The organism is Ligilactobacillus cholophilus, assembly GCF_030389495.1.
GTDB lineage: Bacteria > Bacillota > Bacilli > Lactobacillales > Lactobacillaceae > Ligilactobacillus > Ligilactobacillus cholophilus.
Window position 1 is genome coordinate 1,153,787 of the sequence record NZ_CP127832.1, and the last position, 18,256, is coordinate 1,172,042.

Sequence of the window (18,256 nt, forward strand, 5' to 3'; positions counted from 1 at the left end):
TATGACAATGTGTTGTTACCCATTATGAATTATCAATAATGGGAGGGTTTAATTTGAGAAAAGAAAACAAAAATTTAAATTGGTATAACATTTCACTAATTGCATTCACTTCAATGTGGAGCATCAGCAATATTTTTAATAACTATTCACAACAAGGAACACAAGCAATTTTTTCTTGGGTTCTCATTATCTTTTTATATTTTATTCCATATATCTGGATTGTAAGCAAATTAGGTGCAACATTTCCAAATAGTTCAGGCGGTGTAAGTATTTGGGTTGAAGAAACAATCAATTCAAAAATGGGATATTTAGCTGCTTGGACATATTGGATTGTTAACATCTCCTACCTAGCACAAAAACCACAAAATATTATCGTAGCAATTTCATGGCTATTTACAATGCAAGCTAACACCTTAAACCATCTTGCTTCATGGAAAATTGCAATTATTTCCCTGGTAATATTAATATTCTTCATGTGGCTTTCTGCACGAGGAATCAATACATTAAAAATCATTGGTAGTATTGCTGGAGGAGCAATGTTAATTATTTCAATGCTTTTGATAGTTCTTTCATTAGCAACTTTCTTTATTTTCCATGCAAAACCAGCAACTTCAAATTTAACTAATGTTAGTTCATTTATTCCTCGCTTTAACACAACTTACTTCACAACATTATCAATGTTTGTGTTTGCTGTTGGCGGGAGTGAAAAGATTTCACCATATATTAATTATTTAAAAAATGGGAAAAATGAGTTTCCTAAAAGCATGTTATTTTTAGCTATACTTGTTGGAGCATCTGCTATTTTAGGAACATATTCACTAGGAATATTATTCAACAGTCATGCTATCCCCAAAGATTTAATTATGAATGGTGCCTATGTTGCATTTCAGATATTAGGAGAAAAATTTCATATTGGCAACTCATTAATGATCCTTTATGCCTTTTCCAACCTACTAGCTCAAATTGCTGCTTTAATAATTTCAATTGATGCACCTTTAAAAATTTTATTATCCGAGAATAACAAAAAATATATTCCACATAGTTTAATGAAGAAAAACAAGCATAATATATCCATTAATGGTTACATTTTAACAGGAATTTTAACCAGCATTTTAATTATTATTCCAACCATAAAAATTAAAAATGCCACAAATTTTTATTACTGGCTATTAAATTTAAATTCTGTTGTCATTCCATTTAAGTTTCTCTTCATCTTTCTAGCTTTTATCTTTTTAATAAAACATCAAAAAATATCATTTACTAAAAAGTTCCCACAAATTATGCTAGGTACATGGATTTTTATAATTACACTTATCATAAGTATATTAGGAATGATTCCAAAAAATAATATTCCATATCATTCATCACAATGGTGGTTTCAATTGAGTATTAATATAAGTACACCAATTATCTTCGCAATTTTAGGAATCATTTTACCAATAATTAAAAAGTTAAAAAATCACCAATAATAAATAGCGTGTATGTAAAATTACATACACGCTATTTAAATGAAAAGTTTTATTCTAAATTTTTAATCAATAATTCACGCAAAATGTAAATGATAAATATAGTTATAAAGAAAGAAAAAGTTACATCTGATAGAAAGTGAGCACCAATTATCACTCGACTCACCGCAACTAAAATTCCATAAATAACACTTATTCCAAACCAAAATTGACGTTTCTTTTTATTTTCAATAAACCAAGTAAAAACAATTGCTAATGTTGCTGCCATTGTATGACCTGATGGAAATGATTTATGTCCATTAGGACCATTAATTGTTAGCCAATTAGTAAAATGATTTGTTTTTGATAATTCATATGGCCGTACTCTTCCCCAAAGTTCTTTTAGTGTCTCATTTACTTTTAACGCACACCATACGGTTAATGCTGCAAAAACTGCAATTATCATCAATCTTTTAATCTGTAAATCTGTTTTGCTTTTTAACCATAATTGACAAATTATTATAAAAATAATCAAAAAAATTGCCCACGTAATCCAATTTACAGAAGATGAAAAACTTATTTTTGCTCCATCGCTATTAGCAATACCTATTGCTTGATGTTTATCTATGTTATGTTGGATTGATGCTATATATCCTAAAAATTCATTAGTATACCTTTTTATTTGCCATGCAGTTAAAGTTATCCCACCTAAAAATAAAGTACTTGAAAATAAATAATTAGATGTGAATCGTAACGCATAATTCATTGCGATTTGTCCCACAAAAGCAAGTACTAAATAGACAGGAAACTCTCCAAATGTTTGGAAAAATGTTCCAAACCAACTATGATAGTTTATTACATGCTGACTTACCTTTAAATCTTCAAAATATGCAAAAGTAAGAATTGAAACTGCTGAAACTATTGCCACTATAAAAAGGCGTTTTTGTGTTTTTACTGACATAATATTGCTTCCTTTTATACATTTAGTATAAAAAGGTCTCGTAAATTTTTATTATATCGAAGGTAAACTTTTTGTATTTTTTATGTATACTTGGCTTTAATTTATCAAAAAAACTCTAGTTGAATTATCAACTAGAGTTAAATAAAAACAATTAATTACATATTAGTGATGTTTACGCATTAATAATGCACCAGCTGCAGCAATTGCAATTGTACCAACAGCTACTAAAATGCTAGCATCTTTTGTTTGTTCACCAGTTTGTGGCATTGTACTTTTACTTCTTGATGTAGCTTTTGTTGCCTTTTTCGATGATACATTATTTGTCTTTACTGTTGTTGCAATCTTACTATTTGATGTCTTTTGAGTAGCAACTTTAGCTACTACCTTATTGTTTGTATTTGTTGATGAAGTAGCCTTTGTACTTGTTGCTTTCATTTCATCTTTTTTACCTGCAACATTATTATCATTTGATGAAGATACTGATGTTGCTGGACGTGTTGATGAAGTTTGTGGTTTAGATGATTGACTTGATTGCTTGTTATTAATATTATTCAATGCATTTTGCAAAAATGCCAAAGCATCTTGATCACGAGTTAATTGGGCTTGAATGATTTCTCTAGCATGTGCATTAGTTTCTAAATCTAATGACTTCTTATCATCATTTACAAAGCCTTGAAGCTTTTCAATATCATGTTGTAAATCATTTACAGTATCCAAACCATTTACATAGCCATTTAATATATCTACAACAAGATTCCCGCTTACATCTGAACTTGCTATTTGAACAGGTAATAATGTATCATCTTTATATTTGTCAATTACACTATTTACATTATTAATCTCGTTTTGTAACTTGTCATGTTCTTGATCAGATATTGATGGAGTAACCTTAGTATTTCCATCCACAGAACGAGGTTGAACACTTTGTTCTTTTGTTGTATTTGCTGTAGATTTAGTAGTTGATGATTTGGTTGAAGCTGATGTTGTAGCTTTTGAACTAGATGAGGCAACTGTTGATGTAGATGATTTTACAGTTTGATTTGTTGATTTTGTTGATTGAGATGCTTTAGATGATTGAGATGATCTTAAAGCAACTGCATTACTTGATTTTGCAGTTTGTGATTCTGATGAAACACTAGCAACGCTACTTGTTTGTGATGATACTGATGATGGTTGAACATTATCAGCATTTACTAACATACTTGCCCCCATTGTTGCAGCTGCCATTGTTGAAACTGTTAATACCTTTTTTAAATTTTTGTGATTTGTCATTTTATCACTCACTCCTTAATACTTTACAAAATGATTGTTAAATCACTACGCCCACAGTATATCAAAGCAATTTTTAACTGTCGACAATTTGTGAATTATCATTGAAGATTTTATGAATTTTTAACTGAATTCCCCCAAATTAATTTGTATTTAATTTTTACATAATTAAAATCACTAGTATAATTAATCTATAAAATTTAATAATGATTAGTCATAAAAGGAGTAAATATTATGAGGATCAACATTTTACAACATACCCCAAACGAAAAACCGGGTTCTATCCTTAACTGGGCACATAATCATAACCATCAAACATTCATTTATCATCCATATCAATTTGGAAAACTTCCAGAAGCTAAAAATACGGATTTATTAATCATTTTAGGTGGCCCAATGAGCCCTAATGATAACCTTCCTTGGATAAAAAAGGAAATTGAATTAGTTCAACAATTGATTCAATTAGATATTCCTATTTTAGGTATCTGTTATGGGGCACAGTTAATTTCTAAAATTTATGGTGGAAAAATTACATCTGCTCCTGTCAAAGAAGTAGGCTGGGGACCAATTTATCGGAAAAGTTCAATTATCCCAGGAATCCCTTCAAAATTAAACGTTCTTCACTGGCATGGTGATACTTTTGAAATTCCACATGAAGGAAAACTTCTATTTTCCAGTGATCAGGTTAAAAATCAAGGCTTTATTATTGGTCATCATATTGTTGGACTTCAATTTCACTTTGAACCACTTGCAGATAATGTTAGAGAAATTGTGATAAATGACTCCGATTACATTCATGGTTCTGTTTTTAATCAAGATGCAAATGATATCTTACAAACGCCAATACCAAATGAAAATAAAAAAATTATGTTTAAAATTTTGGATTATATTACTGAGCATTAAAAAAACTCTAGTTGAAAGACTCAACTAGAGTTTTTTATTAACGACGTTTTACTTTTTTTACTAATTCAAGAGCTATTAAAATAATTAATGAAATTCCACTAATTATCATTCCTAATTTTAGCCCTGGAGTTACATATGTTAATTCAACATGATGTTTTCCTTTTTTTAAGTTAATAGCAGTCAAATCTCCAAGTGCTTTCTGGAGTTTAATTTGCTTACCATCTACTTTAGCTTTCCATCCTTTTTCATATGGAATTGATAATGCTAATATTCCCCCATCAAATCCTTTGTTTGTATTAAAATTAATTTTATTTCCATTCACATGAATATTTTTAATATTTTTCTTAACAGCTTCTTGCTGAAGTTGTTTAACAGCATTTACATCCTCAACACTAACAAATAATTGATTAGGCTGATTTATCATTTTTGCATTTTTTATTTCAATCTTAATTTGATCATTTTTATTATATCTTCCTAAATATAGGACCCCATTTTCTCCCCAAGCATTATTACCACCATAAGTCCCTAAATTTTTCCCATTAACTATAATCGTTAAATCTACTAATTCTTGAGCTTGTAAATGTCCTAAATACAAATATACATTTCCAGTTTTTGACACAATTGTATTATATACATAATCATTTTCTTTAATTTCAGGAGTATTTATCGTTAAATTCTTATAATATTCTCGCTTAGTCTTTGATATGCTATTTAATAGTTGATTATAATACTCAAACGGATTACTTTCTGGATTATATACATAATTTATATCCGTCGCTTTACGATTAATATTGAAAACTAAAGGAAAAGCACTTTGATTTTCAAAAATCTTTATATTGCTTGTCTTTCCAATTTTTTTAATATTTGGAACATCTAATTTTGTATTGGATGTTGGCATTGAATTAATTTTCTGAGTATTATTAAGTAAATTTTTATTAGCTTCAAAATAATATTTGATTCCCAATAAGCTATTAATAGCAAAAGTTGAACCATTATTAAATGTATTCCAACGAATCCATGAATGCTTTTGATAATATCCTAATGCTGAAATATAATCAGTTAACGATGTTGGTTGTTGTGAAATATACGCTTGTACACCATTATAATTAAATAATAATGGATCATTAGGAGTTATTTCTGCACTTGATCCCATTCGATAAAAAGTTGAATCTTTATCTTTTACCTTTTTTATTGCTTTATCAAATGAACTTACCGAATATTGATATGCATCCATTGGTACTTGCGAAAATTCATTTTTTTCAATTTTATAATTATAAGCAAAAATATCAATTACACATACACAACTTAATAAAATATAAATTATTAAATTCTTTTTAGATATGAATAAGCATAATAAGGTTATTGTAACAAGAACTATCAATTCAAATATTAAAGTTGAAATATCAAAATTATGATAATGATAATTACTAAACATCATTACTGCAGCAATTAATATGCTTGCTAAAACAATAAATATTGATTTATTTTTATTTGATAAAATTGCTGCTCCTTGATATGCAAAACAAATAAATACAAATGTTATTAAAAACGATTCACGATGAACAAAACCATTAGGCATTGAAAATGCATGCCACATCATATAGAAAAATTTTACATTAGTCGTTAATATTAAAAATAAAATATAGACTAATGAAATTAATCTTGACTTTAAACTATATTGGTTACTAAAAAAGTAAAGAATTGTAAATAAAACTACTCCAACCCCACAAAAAATCAGTGGAGCTTGAGGATCTACATTTCCATTTAATAACGCTGAAAAGAAGGAATGGATATGATAAATTTGTTCAAATGATATTTGAAATTTCTCTTGATTTACACTTTCTTGAGCTAGATAACTAGGCAACATTGCAATTGTACCTATACCTACTGAAAAAATCGAATAAATTAGTACTTTTGTTCCTTTTTTTATTGTTTCATTTATTCTTTTACTTAAAATTTGCTTGATTACCCATGTTAATGTGGAAATAAATAAAAATATAGTAACTATAATTCCAATATACCAATTTATTAATAATAAACATCCTAAAGAAATCCAATACAATAAAGTTTTTCCATTACCATACAGAATTCTATCTAACCCTAATAAAACTATTGGTAATAAAATGATTGCATTGACCCACATTGTACATTGTTGGTAATTTGCAAAGAAAGAACTAAAAGCAAAACATGTACCTAAAATTATAGCTATTAAATTTTTATGGTTTATTTTTTCTGATTCAAATATTCAGAATTTGTTAAAAATGTATACGTTGTCAATCCAATTAATCCAATGTTAACTAGAAGGTTAATCATAAAAAATATTGGCATATAACTTGATGGAATAAATAAAGTTACTATATTTAACGGATTAATCAAATAATATGCTAAAACTGCAAAAAATCCACTTCCTAATCCAATTTGATATGAATATAAAAAATTACGAGGATGAAATATATTTTCTTTAAAATATGTCATAAGAGATATATATTGATGTTTCATATCACCTGTAACCACTGTATTATTACCAAATGGATATACATGTGTTAAAAATAAAATGCATATAAATAATAATATAGGGAAAATAAAACTAATAATGTAATTAAGTTTCTTTTGGTTTTTAAATGAATTCATTCCGTTCAATTCCTTTAATTAAATTTAATCATATGGTACTAACATAGCATTATTACTTTAATATGTAAATTTTAATTTATACGATATCACCTATTTAAAAAACAAAAAAAATATAGTAAAATTTTTTTAAATAGGCGAGATTCATTGGAGTATTATATTTATGGATATTTTTATTAAAATTACGCTATTGATATCTTATATAGGCATTATATATTACTCAATTTGGGTAGCAATTTTAGTATGCGGATCAATTAAAGAGTCTCATATTAAAGTTAATAACTTAAAAATTCCTAAGGATATCAAATTATTTATCTTAATGCCCATGCTGAATGAAGCTGGGGTTGTAAATTCTACATTATCTCAATTTTTAAAAAACACAGCAAAATTATCACAAGTCCAACTTGGGGTAATTGATGACGGTTCAATTGATGGAACTGGAAAATTGATTCAAGAATTTATCACTTCACATCACTGTTCAAATAAAATTCATCTTATTCGCAGAATTTCTCCGAATGCACAAACAGGAAAAGGCGATGCCTTAAATTATGGCTTAAATTTTATTCGAAAACACTTTGATTACAATATGAATCATGTAATTGTCGGCGTTTTAGATGCTGATGCTATTATGCATCAAAATGATTTTCAAAAAGTATTGATTGAATTTGCTGAAAATCCTGAACTTGCATTGTTACAAATTAAGGTTAGAATGACCCAAACAAATAATTGGCTACAAAAAATGCAAGATGTTGAATTTGCTACACTTAATGACTGGATTCAACGGATTCGAAATCACATTCACAATGCTGCTGCATCTGGAAATGGTCAATTCATCAGAATGACCGCTATTAAAAATAATCCTAAGCCATGGGGAAATGCCTTACTTGAAGATTTTGAATTTAGCACTAAATTTTTATTAAGTGGGAAAAAAACACTCTATTCTTCTGACATTATTGTCTATCAAGAAGCGGTTAATAAAATTAGTCCCTTTATCCGTCAGCGTTCTCGTTGGGTTCAAGGAGGCTTAGATTGCATTGGAAAATATATAAAAGAAATTTTGATGAGTCATGAACTTAATTTCTGGGCAAAATTTGAAATGGTTTTCTTTATGCTGTTACCTTCTATTACTCTATTTGTAGGACTATCTAACCTTTTTGCCTTAATATTCTCTCTTTTTCACTTTAAAATTTTCATTTATTTGTTTATTTTTTTGATTGGCATTAATTTGCTATTAGCCTTTTATATGGGATCAAAATATTGTGAAGATCCCACAAAAGTTCGTTTTGTAACTGTTTTAGATTGTGTTGGAATGGTTATTTATAATATCATCTTATTTCCAGCTATTTTAATCGCATTTTATCGTAAATTCACAGGTAAACATAAATGGATTAAAACCTCTCACGGTCAAGACAAATCAAATATTGCTAAATCATAAACTAGTCTATTATACTTTTTCACTATCTATCACTATTCACAGTTATAACTAAATTTTATATCTCGTCTTTGAAAAGCTGTAACTTAAGTTCAGCTTTTTTATTTCAATAATTTTATTTTAAATTTAAAATAAATTACTCAAATAATTTGCTTAACAAATTATTAGTTTTATAGTAGAATTTCCTATCGTAGGCGAGATTACTTGGAGTATTTTTCATGAATATTTTTATCAAAATTGTACTTTTGATATCTTTCGTGGGAATTTTATATTATTCAATCTGGGTTGCTGTCTTAGTATGTGGATCGATTAAAGAGCCACATATTGAATTTGACAGTTCTAAAATTCCACAAGATATTAAATTATTCATCTTAATGCCCATGCTGAATGAAGCTGGAGTTGTAGATTCTACTTTATCTCAATTTTTGGCAAATACTCAAGCACTATCTCAAGTCCAACTAGGAGTAATTGATGATGGTTCGATAGATGGAACTGGGGATCTAATTGAAGAATTCATCACTTCACATCACTGTGCAAATAAAATTCACCTTATTCGCAGAATCCCTCCCAATGCACAAACTGGAAAGGGGGACGCCTTAAACTTTGGATTACAATTTATTCGTAATCAAGTCAATGATGACGTAGAGAATGTCATTGTTGGAGTTTTAGACGCTGATGCAATCATGTACGAGGAGGACTTTCAAAAAGTACTTGCGCAATTCGCTGAAAATCCTGAACTTGCACTACTGCAAATCAAAGTAAGAATGATTAAAACAAAAAACTGGCTTCAAAAAATGCAAGATATTGAATTTGCCACGATCAATGACTGGATTCAACGTATACGGAATCGTATCCATAATGCCGCTGCATCTGGAAATGGTCAATTTGTTAGAATGACGGCAATTAAAGACAATCCTACTCCGTGGGGAAATGCTTTGCTTGAAGATTTTGAATTTAGCACCAAATTCTTACTTAGTGGTAAAAAGACTCTTTATCGTCCTGATATTATTGTTTATCAAGAAGCGGTTAATAAAATCAGTCCTTTCATTCGCCAACGTTCTCGTTGGGTTCAAGGAGGACTTGATTGTACCGGAAAATACATGAGAGATATTTTCACAAGTCAAGAGCTTGGTTTTTGGGCAAAATTCGAAATGATTTTCTTCATGCTATTGCCATTCATAACGATGTTTGTAGGATTATCAAATTTCATCACTCTAATCTTTGCACTTCTCCATATACATATTTTTTTCCATTTGTTTATTTTTTTAATCAGTATTAATTTGCTATTAGCCTTTTATATGGGAGTCAAGTACTGTCAAGATCCAACCAAAGTGCGTTTAGCAACATTATTAAATTGTGCTGGAATGATTATTTATAACATCATTCTATTTCCAGCTATTTTAATTGCTTTTTATCGTAAAATTACTGGTAAACAAAAATGGATTAAAACAGCTCATGGTCAAGACAATTCAAATACTGCTAAATCATAAAAAGAAAGGATTTTTTATAATGAAAAGAACAAATAAATTAGCATTAGCTACTGCTGTTCTTGGTTTTAGTTTATTTATGACATCAGGAACAACTCACGCTGATCAAGTTAACGCCACATCATCAAATACAACTACAAGTCAAGTTGCTTCACAAAAGCAATCATCTGTAGTTTCATCAGATGCAAACTCAGCAACTTCAACATCAGTTGCTTCTTCAAAATCACAATCAACACAAACATCATCTGTGGCAGTTTCATCCACTCCTTGTGTTTCTTCAGAATCAACATCTAATAGTACATCAACAGCTTGCAATAGCAGCGTAGCTCATTCTGCTGGCACTGCCGGTACTGCTGGCACTGCTGGTACTGCTCCAACGGCTCCTACTGCCCCTACTGCTCCTACTGCCCCAACAGCTCCTACTGCTCCATCAAAACCTGATACACCTAATGTACCAAGTAAACCTTCATGCCCAGATAACAAACCATCATGTCCAGACAATCCATGTCCATGTCCTAATGATCCATGTCATCCACATCAAACAGTTGTTATTGTTCACAAATATGTAGAATGCACATGGACAACAGTAGAAACTCACTACTGCGTAACATCATGTGGTCAAGTTATTGCTAAACGCTGTGTAGTCGTACATCATGGATATCGTGTTGTAGACGTACCAGTTGTAATTAATGACTAACATTTAACTTGTAATCCCGTCTAATAAAAAAAGGACTGTAACATAAGTTACAGTCCTTTTTTCTTTTATCAATTTATTAATGAACAAGAACTTTTTAATATTATTCATATTCAACTATATAGATTTTTTTAGATATAATAACGACCTAGATTTGAACTTTCTTGGCATCATTTTGGCATTTTATTATCTCTAAATCTTTTTGCCTTGCCTTAACAAGTCTTTATTTATCATACTTTTATCACTTAATATTTTTGGCATTATTTTAGAATTTTTAAAACAAAAAATGCAAATAAAAAAGCAAGGTTAATTCCCTGCTTTTAATAAAATTAACTTACTAATTATTTCAAATACGAAATAATCTTATATCTCTTCGCTGCACAAACCACTCCATATTCACTTGCTTATTCTTCATTTACTTCGCTCTTTAAATCTTTATAAATTTGCACTAATGACTCAATTGATGATTTTAATTCTTCCTCTGAGTAAGAATTTCTTTCTTTTACTTCTGGATGATCTTGACAATTACGAATAATATATGGCATAGATCGATCCTCCTCATCTTTCCATTGTCCCCATTTTTTTGGAATATATTTTTTGGTAGGAAGATTATATTTTCCTACAAATAATTCCTCATCTATTGTAGTAAGCCGATATTTATTAACTTTTTCAGTCCACAATCCATAAATATCAGAGAATAACCTATGATGAAATTCTACATTAGGTATTTTAAACGCTTTATATGTAATTTCTCCCACTGTTACGTCAGGCAATACCAAATCTTCCATTGATTCATAATGAATTTTTTCGCTATCTTTATCTAAAATATATACTTTGCTATTATTCATATTATAATTTTTTAAAATGTATGGTGAATGAGTTGTGATAAATACCTGACTATTATCGTTACAGGCAAGTTTATTTAAAGATTTAAGTAATTTGTCTTGTGCCCTTGGATGTAAAAATAATTCAGGTTCATCTAAAAAATAAAGTATATTTTCATTGGCTTCATTATCGTCATACTCTGCACTTATTTGAATAAGAGCCAATAAAACTGCACGTTGTAAACCATTACCCTTTTCACTAATATCAGTATTTATTCCCTGCTCTTTAACTTGAATATTCCCTTTTTTTAGTAAATCTTTAATTTTTGGAAAGTCAAAATTAATTTTAATTTCAGATTCTCCAAACTGGGCTTTTACAGTATCAGACAACTTTTGTTCAATTTCAGTTAATTGTTGACCTATTCCCTTTTCCCCAAAAACTTCTTTGTGTTTTTGCTCAAGTTCTTTGAACTCATCTGTTTGTTGAAAATCAGCAGTTACTTTTGAAACTAATTTTCCCATTAATTTTGTACTAGAAAAATCTTGTATATCTTCATTATGTCTATTAGCATCTATAAACAAACAATCTAACAATGCCGTAATTGTATTAGGTACACCTGTAGGATTCTCATATTCATTTGTTTCCTGATTAAGTACCAACACATTTTGAATACTTGTTTTTTTCCCATTAACCTCTAATACTTCTGAGGTCTTTTTTATTATTAGACTATTATCTTCATCACAATTAATATAATTTTCATATTTTTTAGCTTTTGAAGGAAGAATTGTACAATCACCTAATACTAAAGTCACACTAACATCTTTACTTATATCTTGGATATATTTTTGATATATATATTGATCACGAGATACTTTCTTCGTTAAAAATTTTACTGCATCGAATACTGTAGTTTTCCCAGAATTATTTTCTCCTACAAGATAATTAACACCTTTAGAAAAGGTAAATTCATTCGTTCCTTCAAAAATTTTAAAATTTTCTAATATTAATTTTTTAATGTACATTTTTTCTCCTTTAACCTAAAAAAGCCTTAATAAATTAAGGCTTTTTATTCTTTTATTATTATACCATTTTTTATTCGTGACGTTTACGTTTTGCTAAACCTAACATTCCTAAAATACCTGCCATAGCTAATGAGATCTCTCCCCAAAGTGTTGCCTTTGAGTTATTATCACCCATTTGTGGCAATGTGTTTTCCTTAGCTTCTTGTTTGGCAATGCTTGTTGGTGCTGGTGTTGTAAAGTGAATTACGTCAGCTTCTTTTACGGTTGCTTCTTCCGCTTGTGCTTCTTTAACTGCACTTACTGTATCAGCGTGAACAGTGTTTGCTTCATCTACTGATGAGCTTTCACTATTAACGGCTGGCATTGTTACAGCAGTAGAAGTGTTTTGTTTTGAACTACCAAGCACAACTTCATTACCCATTTCAGCTGTTGTATGTGGATGTTTAATCCATTGTACATCTACTGTCGTAATTGTCTTTTCATCATTCTTCAAAATTGTTTCAAGTTCGTTCAACTTGTTTTGTGCATCAATGTATGCTTGTTGTGCCTTAGCTAATGTATCACTATCAGCGTTCATTTGACTTTGTGCATCATTCAAATCTTTCACTGCGTTGTTATATGCATCTTGTGCTTCTTGCAAAGCCTTGTCTGCATTAGCGTAGTCATTGCCAGTTTGTTGTAATTGTTTCAACTTAGCTTGATCATTGGCTAATTGTTGTTTCAATTGATTCAACTTATCTACTGAATCATTGTAAGTCTTTGTTGCTTGATCAAGTGTTGCTTGCTTATCTGATAGATCTTTGTTGGCGTTATCTAAAGTTGTCTTTGTTGAGTTAACTTTATCTTGTGCCTTTTGTAAGTAAGCTTGAGGATCACTTAATGCTTCTTGTAAGTCCTTAAGTTTTGCTTGATCTTGTGAAAGTTTTGTTTGATCATTATTCAAAGTATTTTGTAATTGACTTAACTTAGCTTGATCATCAGCCAATTTCTTTTGGTCTTGTTCAAGTTTTTGTTGTAATGCTGTTGGAGTATCATTCTTGATTTGTTCCTTATCAGCATTTACTTGATTTTGTAAGTCTTGAACTGTTTGCTTATCTTGTTCAACTTGTTGTTTTTGTTGTGAAAGTTGATTTTCCAACTCACTCTTTTGGTTTTGCAAATCACTATCTGATGGAATTGAAACATTTGTTTTGTTCATTGCATCTTTTACAGATTGTTCAACATTATCGTCAGAAAATTCAAAATGGACATTACCATATTTATCAATTGATGTTCCAACATACGTTCCACCTGAAAGACCAGCAATAGCTTTAGCATGATTCAAGTTAGGATCAGTATCATTATAGAAATCACCAACAATACCCAACAAAATTTGATGTTTAAGATCATTCATTGTGCAATTATTATAGTCAAAAGTATTTGATGCATTTCCAATACATTCGAAGAATTCTTTGTCTTGACTTCCACGTGTCCAAGTAATTCCGTAAGGATTGTCATTAAGGTTTTGATTTCCTAATGCATTAGCATCATGACCAGCACCAATGCCATTATCCTCCATCTTTTGTGAATTAAAGTTATCTGAATTATAATTCTTAGCAACTTGATCAGCTAAATCAATAATTGCTTCATTGGTCTTAACAGGTGTTGTACCAAATTGTTGACGAATACCATTGATGATTTGTGCTGCATAGATATTTAATTCGTTCTTTTGATCTTGAGTTAAGTTACTTGGATCAACATGATAATCATCAGATGATGAAGGAACAAATGAATCTTTGAATGCTGGTCCTACATTATCCATGATATTATCAGCAGTATCCCAATCCATTTGTTTCTTTCCTTCAAGAACATCAATATAATCTTGAGGTACTTGAGTAGTAGGCACACTTCCACCTTGATTATTGATTTGAGAGTTGACCTTATCTAATTGTTTTTGAGTATCATTAACTTTATTTTGGTCATTTTGTTGTGTTTGTTGAGCCTGATTTAACTTAGCTTGGTCTTGGTCAAGTTTTGCTTGGTCATCTTTAACCTTTTGGCTATTATTATCGATATTTTGTTTATCTTGATCAACGTTTGCTTGATCTTGTTTAACTTCATTTTGTGTGTTATTGATATTAGTTTGGTCTTGTGAGACTTGATTCTTGTCATTAGAGATTTGGTGTTGTTGATTATCAATTGCTTGTTGAGCATTATTGACATCACTTTGGGCTTATTGTTGATCTTTTACTGCTTGGTCATAGTTATTTTGTGCAGTTTGTTGATTTTGTTTGGCTTGATCAACACTTGATTGGGCTTGATTTACAGTATTCTTGTTTTGATCAACGATTTGTTGTTGAGAATTGACTGCAGACTGATCTTGGTTGATCTTGTCTTGAGTTGCTTGTTGATCTTGCTTATTTTGTTCAATATTGTCAGATGTTGCTTGATTTTTATCACTTTGAGCTTTATCTAAAGCGTCTTTGGCACTATCAACATTGTTTTGTGCATCATTAACTTTATCCTTGTCAGCATTAACAATACTTTGTGCATGATCCATTTCATTTTTTGTTTGGTCGACAACTTTTTGTTGGTCTGAAACAGCTTGCTTGTCTTGATTGATTTTATCTTGACTTACTTCTGTTTTAGTTGTTGTCGTAGTGATCTTTGTTTGATCACCAATTTCTTCTTTAGTTACGGTTACAGTATCCGCATGTACGTTACTTGCCATTCCAGTTGCTACTGTTGCAGCACCTAAGGCAATTGCTGTTAAAGCTTTTTTCTTCATTTTTCACCTAACTCCTTTAGTAAATCCTAAAATATAAATATTTAAGTTTACAAGGTTGATTTTACCCCCCCCCACTAAAATTTTGTCAATTTTCTTTAGCTAAATAATGTCCTAGATTTAACAAATCATAATCATTTTTCCCATTTTGAAACCAAAAAGATACACATTTAAATTATTTGTTGCATTTATTTAAATCAATTTAATAAAAAAGTTCTTGTTGGCTTTCCAACAAGAACTTTCTAATATTATTCATATTCAATTGTTGCAGGTGGCTTAGAAGTAATATCATACATTACACGGTTAACATGTTGAACTTCATTAACGATTCGTACTGAGATTTTTTGTAAAATATCCCATGGAATTTTTGCAAAGTCCGCAGTCATTCCATCAATTGAAGTTACGGCACGAATTGCAACTGCATAATCATATGTTCGTCCATCACCCATTACACCAACAGAACGAATTCCAGGTAAAGCTACAAAGTATTGCCAAATTTCCTTGTCTAAACCGGCATTAGCAATTTCTTCACGCAAAATTGCATCTGCATCACGGACAATTTGTAATTTTTCTTCAGTTACTTCACCAATTACACGAATTGCCAAACCTGGGCCTGGGAATGGTTGACGCCATACTAAATTATGAGGCATTCCTAATTTTTCGCCTAATTCACGAACTTCATCTTTAAATAATGTACGTAATGGTTCGATTAATTCAAAATCCATGTCTTCTGGAAGTCCGCCAACATTATGGTGAGACTTAATTGTTTGTGCTGTATCCGTTCCTGATTCAATCACATCCGTATAAAGCGTTCCTTGAGCTAAAAACTTAATTCCATCTAACTTCTTAGCTTCATCATTAAAGACTTGAATAAATTCATTTCCGATAATCTTCCGTTTCTTTTCAGGATCTGAAACGCCCTTTAACTTATCCAAGAAACGTTGTTGTGCATCAACTTTAATGATATTCAAGCCGAACTTACCAGCTAGACTATCCATTACTTGTTGTGCTTCATTTTTCCGCAATAAACCATGATCAACAAAAATACTTGTTAATTGATTACCAATTGCCTTATGTAACAATACACCTACAACTGATGAATCAACCCCACCAGATAAAGCTAAAAGCACTTTCTTATCGCCAACAGTTTCACGAATCTTCTTGACTTGCATGTCAATGAAATCGTCCATTGTCCAATTATCTTTTGCTTGGCAAACATCAAATGCAAATCTTCTTAAAATATCATTACCATATTCTGTATTACGCACTTCTGGGTGGAATTGTAATCCATAAAATTTCTTTTCATCATTTGCAATTGCTGAAATAGGACAGTTTTGACTTGTAGCCACAACTTTAAATCCATCCGGTGCTTGAGTTACTAAATCACCATGACTCATCCAAACTGTTTGTTCTGTTGGTAAACCTTTAAACATAACTGCATTATCATCAGTCACCTTAATATCTGCTTTACCATATTCTTTATTATCAGCAGTTTCTACTTTTCCCCCAGGAAGAGTGTGTGCCATTAATTGCATCCCATAGCAAATTCCTAAAACAGGAATTCCTAAATTAAAGATTTCAGGATCGACCTTAAAAGCACCATCATCATATACACTATTAGGTCCACCAGAAAAGATAATTCCCTTAGGGGCGATTTGCTTGATTTCTTCAGCCGTGATTTTATGTGATAAGAGTTCTGAATACACACCAAATTCACGAATACGTCGTGTAATCAATTGATTATATTGACTACCAAAATCAAGCACGATAATCTTATCGAAATTTTGCATTTCATCCTTTACCATGCTTTTCACCTCATCATTGATATTATTATCCATTTTACAAAGACACCCGAATGATGTCAATTAAAATTTAATTATTATCAGTAAATAAACGCACTTTTCAGTATTTGCGCAACAAAAGTTCGTTTACTAAGTGATTACTTCCTTTTGCCATAATTAAATCTGCTCGATTCTTAGTTGGTAAAATATATTCATGTAAATTTACATGATTGACTGTTTCCCATGTATTCTTAGCAATTTGAAACGCCTTTTCGCGATTCTCTTTTTGTGCTAAAGAATAATAATAATTATGCGGATCATTGAATGCTCCATTTAAAAGCATTTCAAACCGTTCCAAATACCAGCGACGAATGTCTTTTTCTTCTGCATCCACATAGATTGAAAAGTCAAAGTAATCACTTACATAAATTTGTTGATTGCTTGGTAACTGTAAGACATTAATCCCCTCTACAATCAAAATATCTGGATTATTAACAACATCAACTCGATTTGGTATAATATCGTAACTTTGATGTGAATAAACTGGTGCTTGTGCAAGCTTTCCACTTTTAACTTCATCAATAAAGTGAATCAACTTCTCCATATCATAACTTTCCGGAAATCCTTTACGATTAAGTAATTGATGTTCCTTTAAATATGCATTTGGATATAAAAATCCATCTGTTGTGATTAGTTGTACCTTTTTCCCCGGAAACGCTTCTTTTAATAACAACTTTAATAAACGTGCAGTTGTACTCTTCCCCACAGCAACCGATCCCGCAATCCCAATAATGAACGGAATATTTTGTAGTGGTTTCCCTAAAAAACGAGCTGTTTGTTCTTGCTTATATTTTTGTACATTCAATTGCATTTCAATGTAATAAACAAGTGGCATATATATTTCTTGAACATCCTTAATTGAAATCCGATCGTTCAATGATTTAATATGCTCTAACTCTTTTTCTGTCAATGGCACAATATTCTTTTCATAGTATTCACGCCATTTTTTTCGCGGGATTCTAAAATAATTTAATGATTCTTCCAT

Annotated in this window: 14 protein-coding genes; 5 read left to right on the forward strand and 9 right to left on the reverse strand. The window is 30.4% G+C overall.

The window, feature by feature from the left end; translation table 11 throughout:
* The first annotated feature begins 53 nt into the window (after positions 1–53).
* Positions 54–1,469 (forward strand): APC family permease, encoded by a 1,416-nt coding sequence (locus QPK35_RS06075; RefSeq protein WP_290033070.1) that lies wholly within the window; start codon positions 54–56, stop codon positions 1,467–1,469.
* A 49-nt stretch (positions 1,470–1,518) separates the two neighbouring features.
* On the opposite strand, the gene QPK35_RS06080 is transcribed toward QPK35_RS06075, so the two are convergent.
* Together QPK35_RS06080 and QPK35_RS06085 are read right to left on the reverse strand one after the other, a co-directional pair.
* Positions 1,519–2,406 (reverse strand): phosphatase PAP2 family protein, encoded by an 888-nt coding sequence (locus QPK35_RS06080; protein WP_290033071.1) that lies wholly within the window; start codon positions 2,404–2,406, stop codon positions 1,519–1,521.
* 162 nt (positions 2,407–2,568) lie between these two features.
* Positions 2,569–3,678: a hypothetical protein gene (locus QPK35_RS06085; protein ID WP_290033072.1), complete on the reverse strand. Its 1,110-nt coding sequence runs from the start codon at positions 3,676–3,678 to the stop codon at positions 2,569–2,571.
* A 231-nt stretch (positions 3,679–3,909) separates the two neighbouring features.
* Here QPK35_RS06085 and QPK35_RS06090 point away from each other — a divergent pair, with 231 nt between their 5' ends.
* A complete protein-coding gene (locus tag QPK35_RS06090) occupies positions 3,910–4,578 on the forward strand; it encodes a type 1 glutamine amidotransferase (RefSeq protein ID WP_290033073.1) in 669 nt (222 codons plus the stop codon).
* 37 nt (positions 4,579–4,615) lie between these two features.
* On the opposite strand, the gene QPK35_RS06095 is transcribed toward QPK35_RS06090, so the two are convergent.
* Together QPK35_RS06095 and QPK35_RS06100 are read right to left on the reverse strand one after the other, a co-directional pair.
* Complete coding sequence (locus QPK35_RS06095) at positions 4,616–6,823, reverse strand: YfhO family protein (RefSeq protein WP_353851766.1); 2,208 nt, start codon at positions 6,821–6,823, stop codon at positions 4,616–4,618.
* On the reverse strand, positions 6,802–7,209 hold the full coding sequence (locus QPK35_RS06100; protein ID WP_290033074.1) for a YfhO family protein: 408 nt from the start codon (positions 7,207–7,209) through the stop codon (positions 6,802–6,804). The genes QPK35_RS06095 and QPK35_RS06100 overlap by 22 nt, the downstream gene beginning before the upstream one ends.
* A 160-nt stretch (positions 7,210–7,369) precedes the next feature.
* On the opposite strand from QPK35_RS06100, the gene QPK35_RS06105 reads away from it, so the two are divergent.
* The 3 genes from QPK35_RS06105 to QPK35_RS06115 all read left to right on the forward strand — a co-directional run bounded on the left by QPK35_RS06105 (position 7,370) and on the right by QPK35_RS06115 (position 10,822).
* A complete protein-coding gene (locus tag QPK35_RS06105; RefSeq protein ID WP_290033075.1) occupies positions 7,370–8,641 on the forward strand; it encodes a glycosyltransferase family 2 protein in 1,272 nt (423 codons plus the stop codon).
* Positions 8,642–8,856: 215 nt separating this feature from the next.
* On the forward strand, positions 8,857–10,128 hold the full coding sequence (locus QPK35_RS06110) for a glycosyltransferase family 2 protein (RefSeq protein WP_290033076.1): 1,272 nt from the start codon (positions 8,857–8,859) through the stop codon (positions 10,126–10,128).
* Positions 10,129–10,147: 19 nt separating this feature from the next.
* A complete protein-coding gene (locus QPK35_RS06115; RefSeq protein WP_290033077.1) occupies positions 10,148–10,822 on the forward strand; it encodes a hypothetical protein in 675 nt (224 codons plus the stop codon).
* Between the two features lie 401 nt (positions 10,823–11,223).
* On the opposite strand, the gene QPK35_RS06120 is transcribed toward QPK35_RS06115, so the two are convergent.
* The 5 genes from QPK35_RS06120 to coaA all read right to left on the reverse strand — a co-directional run bounded on the left by QPK35_RS06120 (position 11,224) and on the right by coaA (position 18,256).
* Complete coding sequence (locus tag QPK35_RS06120) at positions 11,224–12,666, reverse strand: ATP-dependent nuclease (RefSeq protein WP_290033078.1); 1,443 nt, start codon at positions 12,664–12,666, stop codon at positions 11,224–11,226.
* 70 nt (positions 12,667–12,736) lie between these two features.
* Positions 12,737–14,845, reverse strand: coding sequence for an SEC10/PgrA surface exclusion domain-containing protein (locus tag QPK35_RS06125; protein WP_353851767.1), 2,109 nt, complete (start codon positions 14,843–14,845; stop codon positions 12,737–12,739).
* Positions 14,846–14,878: 33 nt separating this feature from the next.
* Positions 14,879–15,433, reverse strand: a complete 555-nt coding sequence (locus tag QPK35_RS06130) for a hypothetical protein (RefSeq protein WP_290033079.1) — start codon at positions 15,431–15,433, stop codon at positions 14,879–14,881.
* A 245-nt stretch (positions 15,434–15,678) separates the two neighbouring features.
* Positions 15,679–17,235, reverse strand: coding sequence for a glutamine-hydrolyzing GMP synthase (guaA, locus tag QPK35_RS06135; RefSeq protein WP_290034256.1), 1,557 nt, complete (start codon positions 17,233–17,235; stop codon positions 15,679–15,681).
* Between the two features lie 97 nt (positions 17,236–17,332).
* On the reverse strand, positions 17,333–18,256 hold the full coding sequence (gene coaA / locus QPK35_RS06140) for a type I pantothenate kinase (RefSeq protein ID WP_290033080.1): 924 nt from the start codon (positions 18,254–18,256) through the stop codon (positions 17,333–17,335).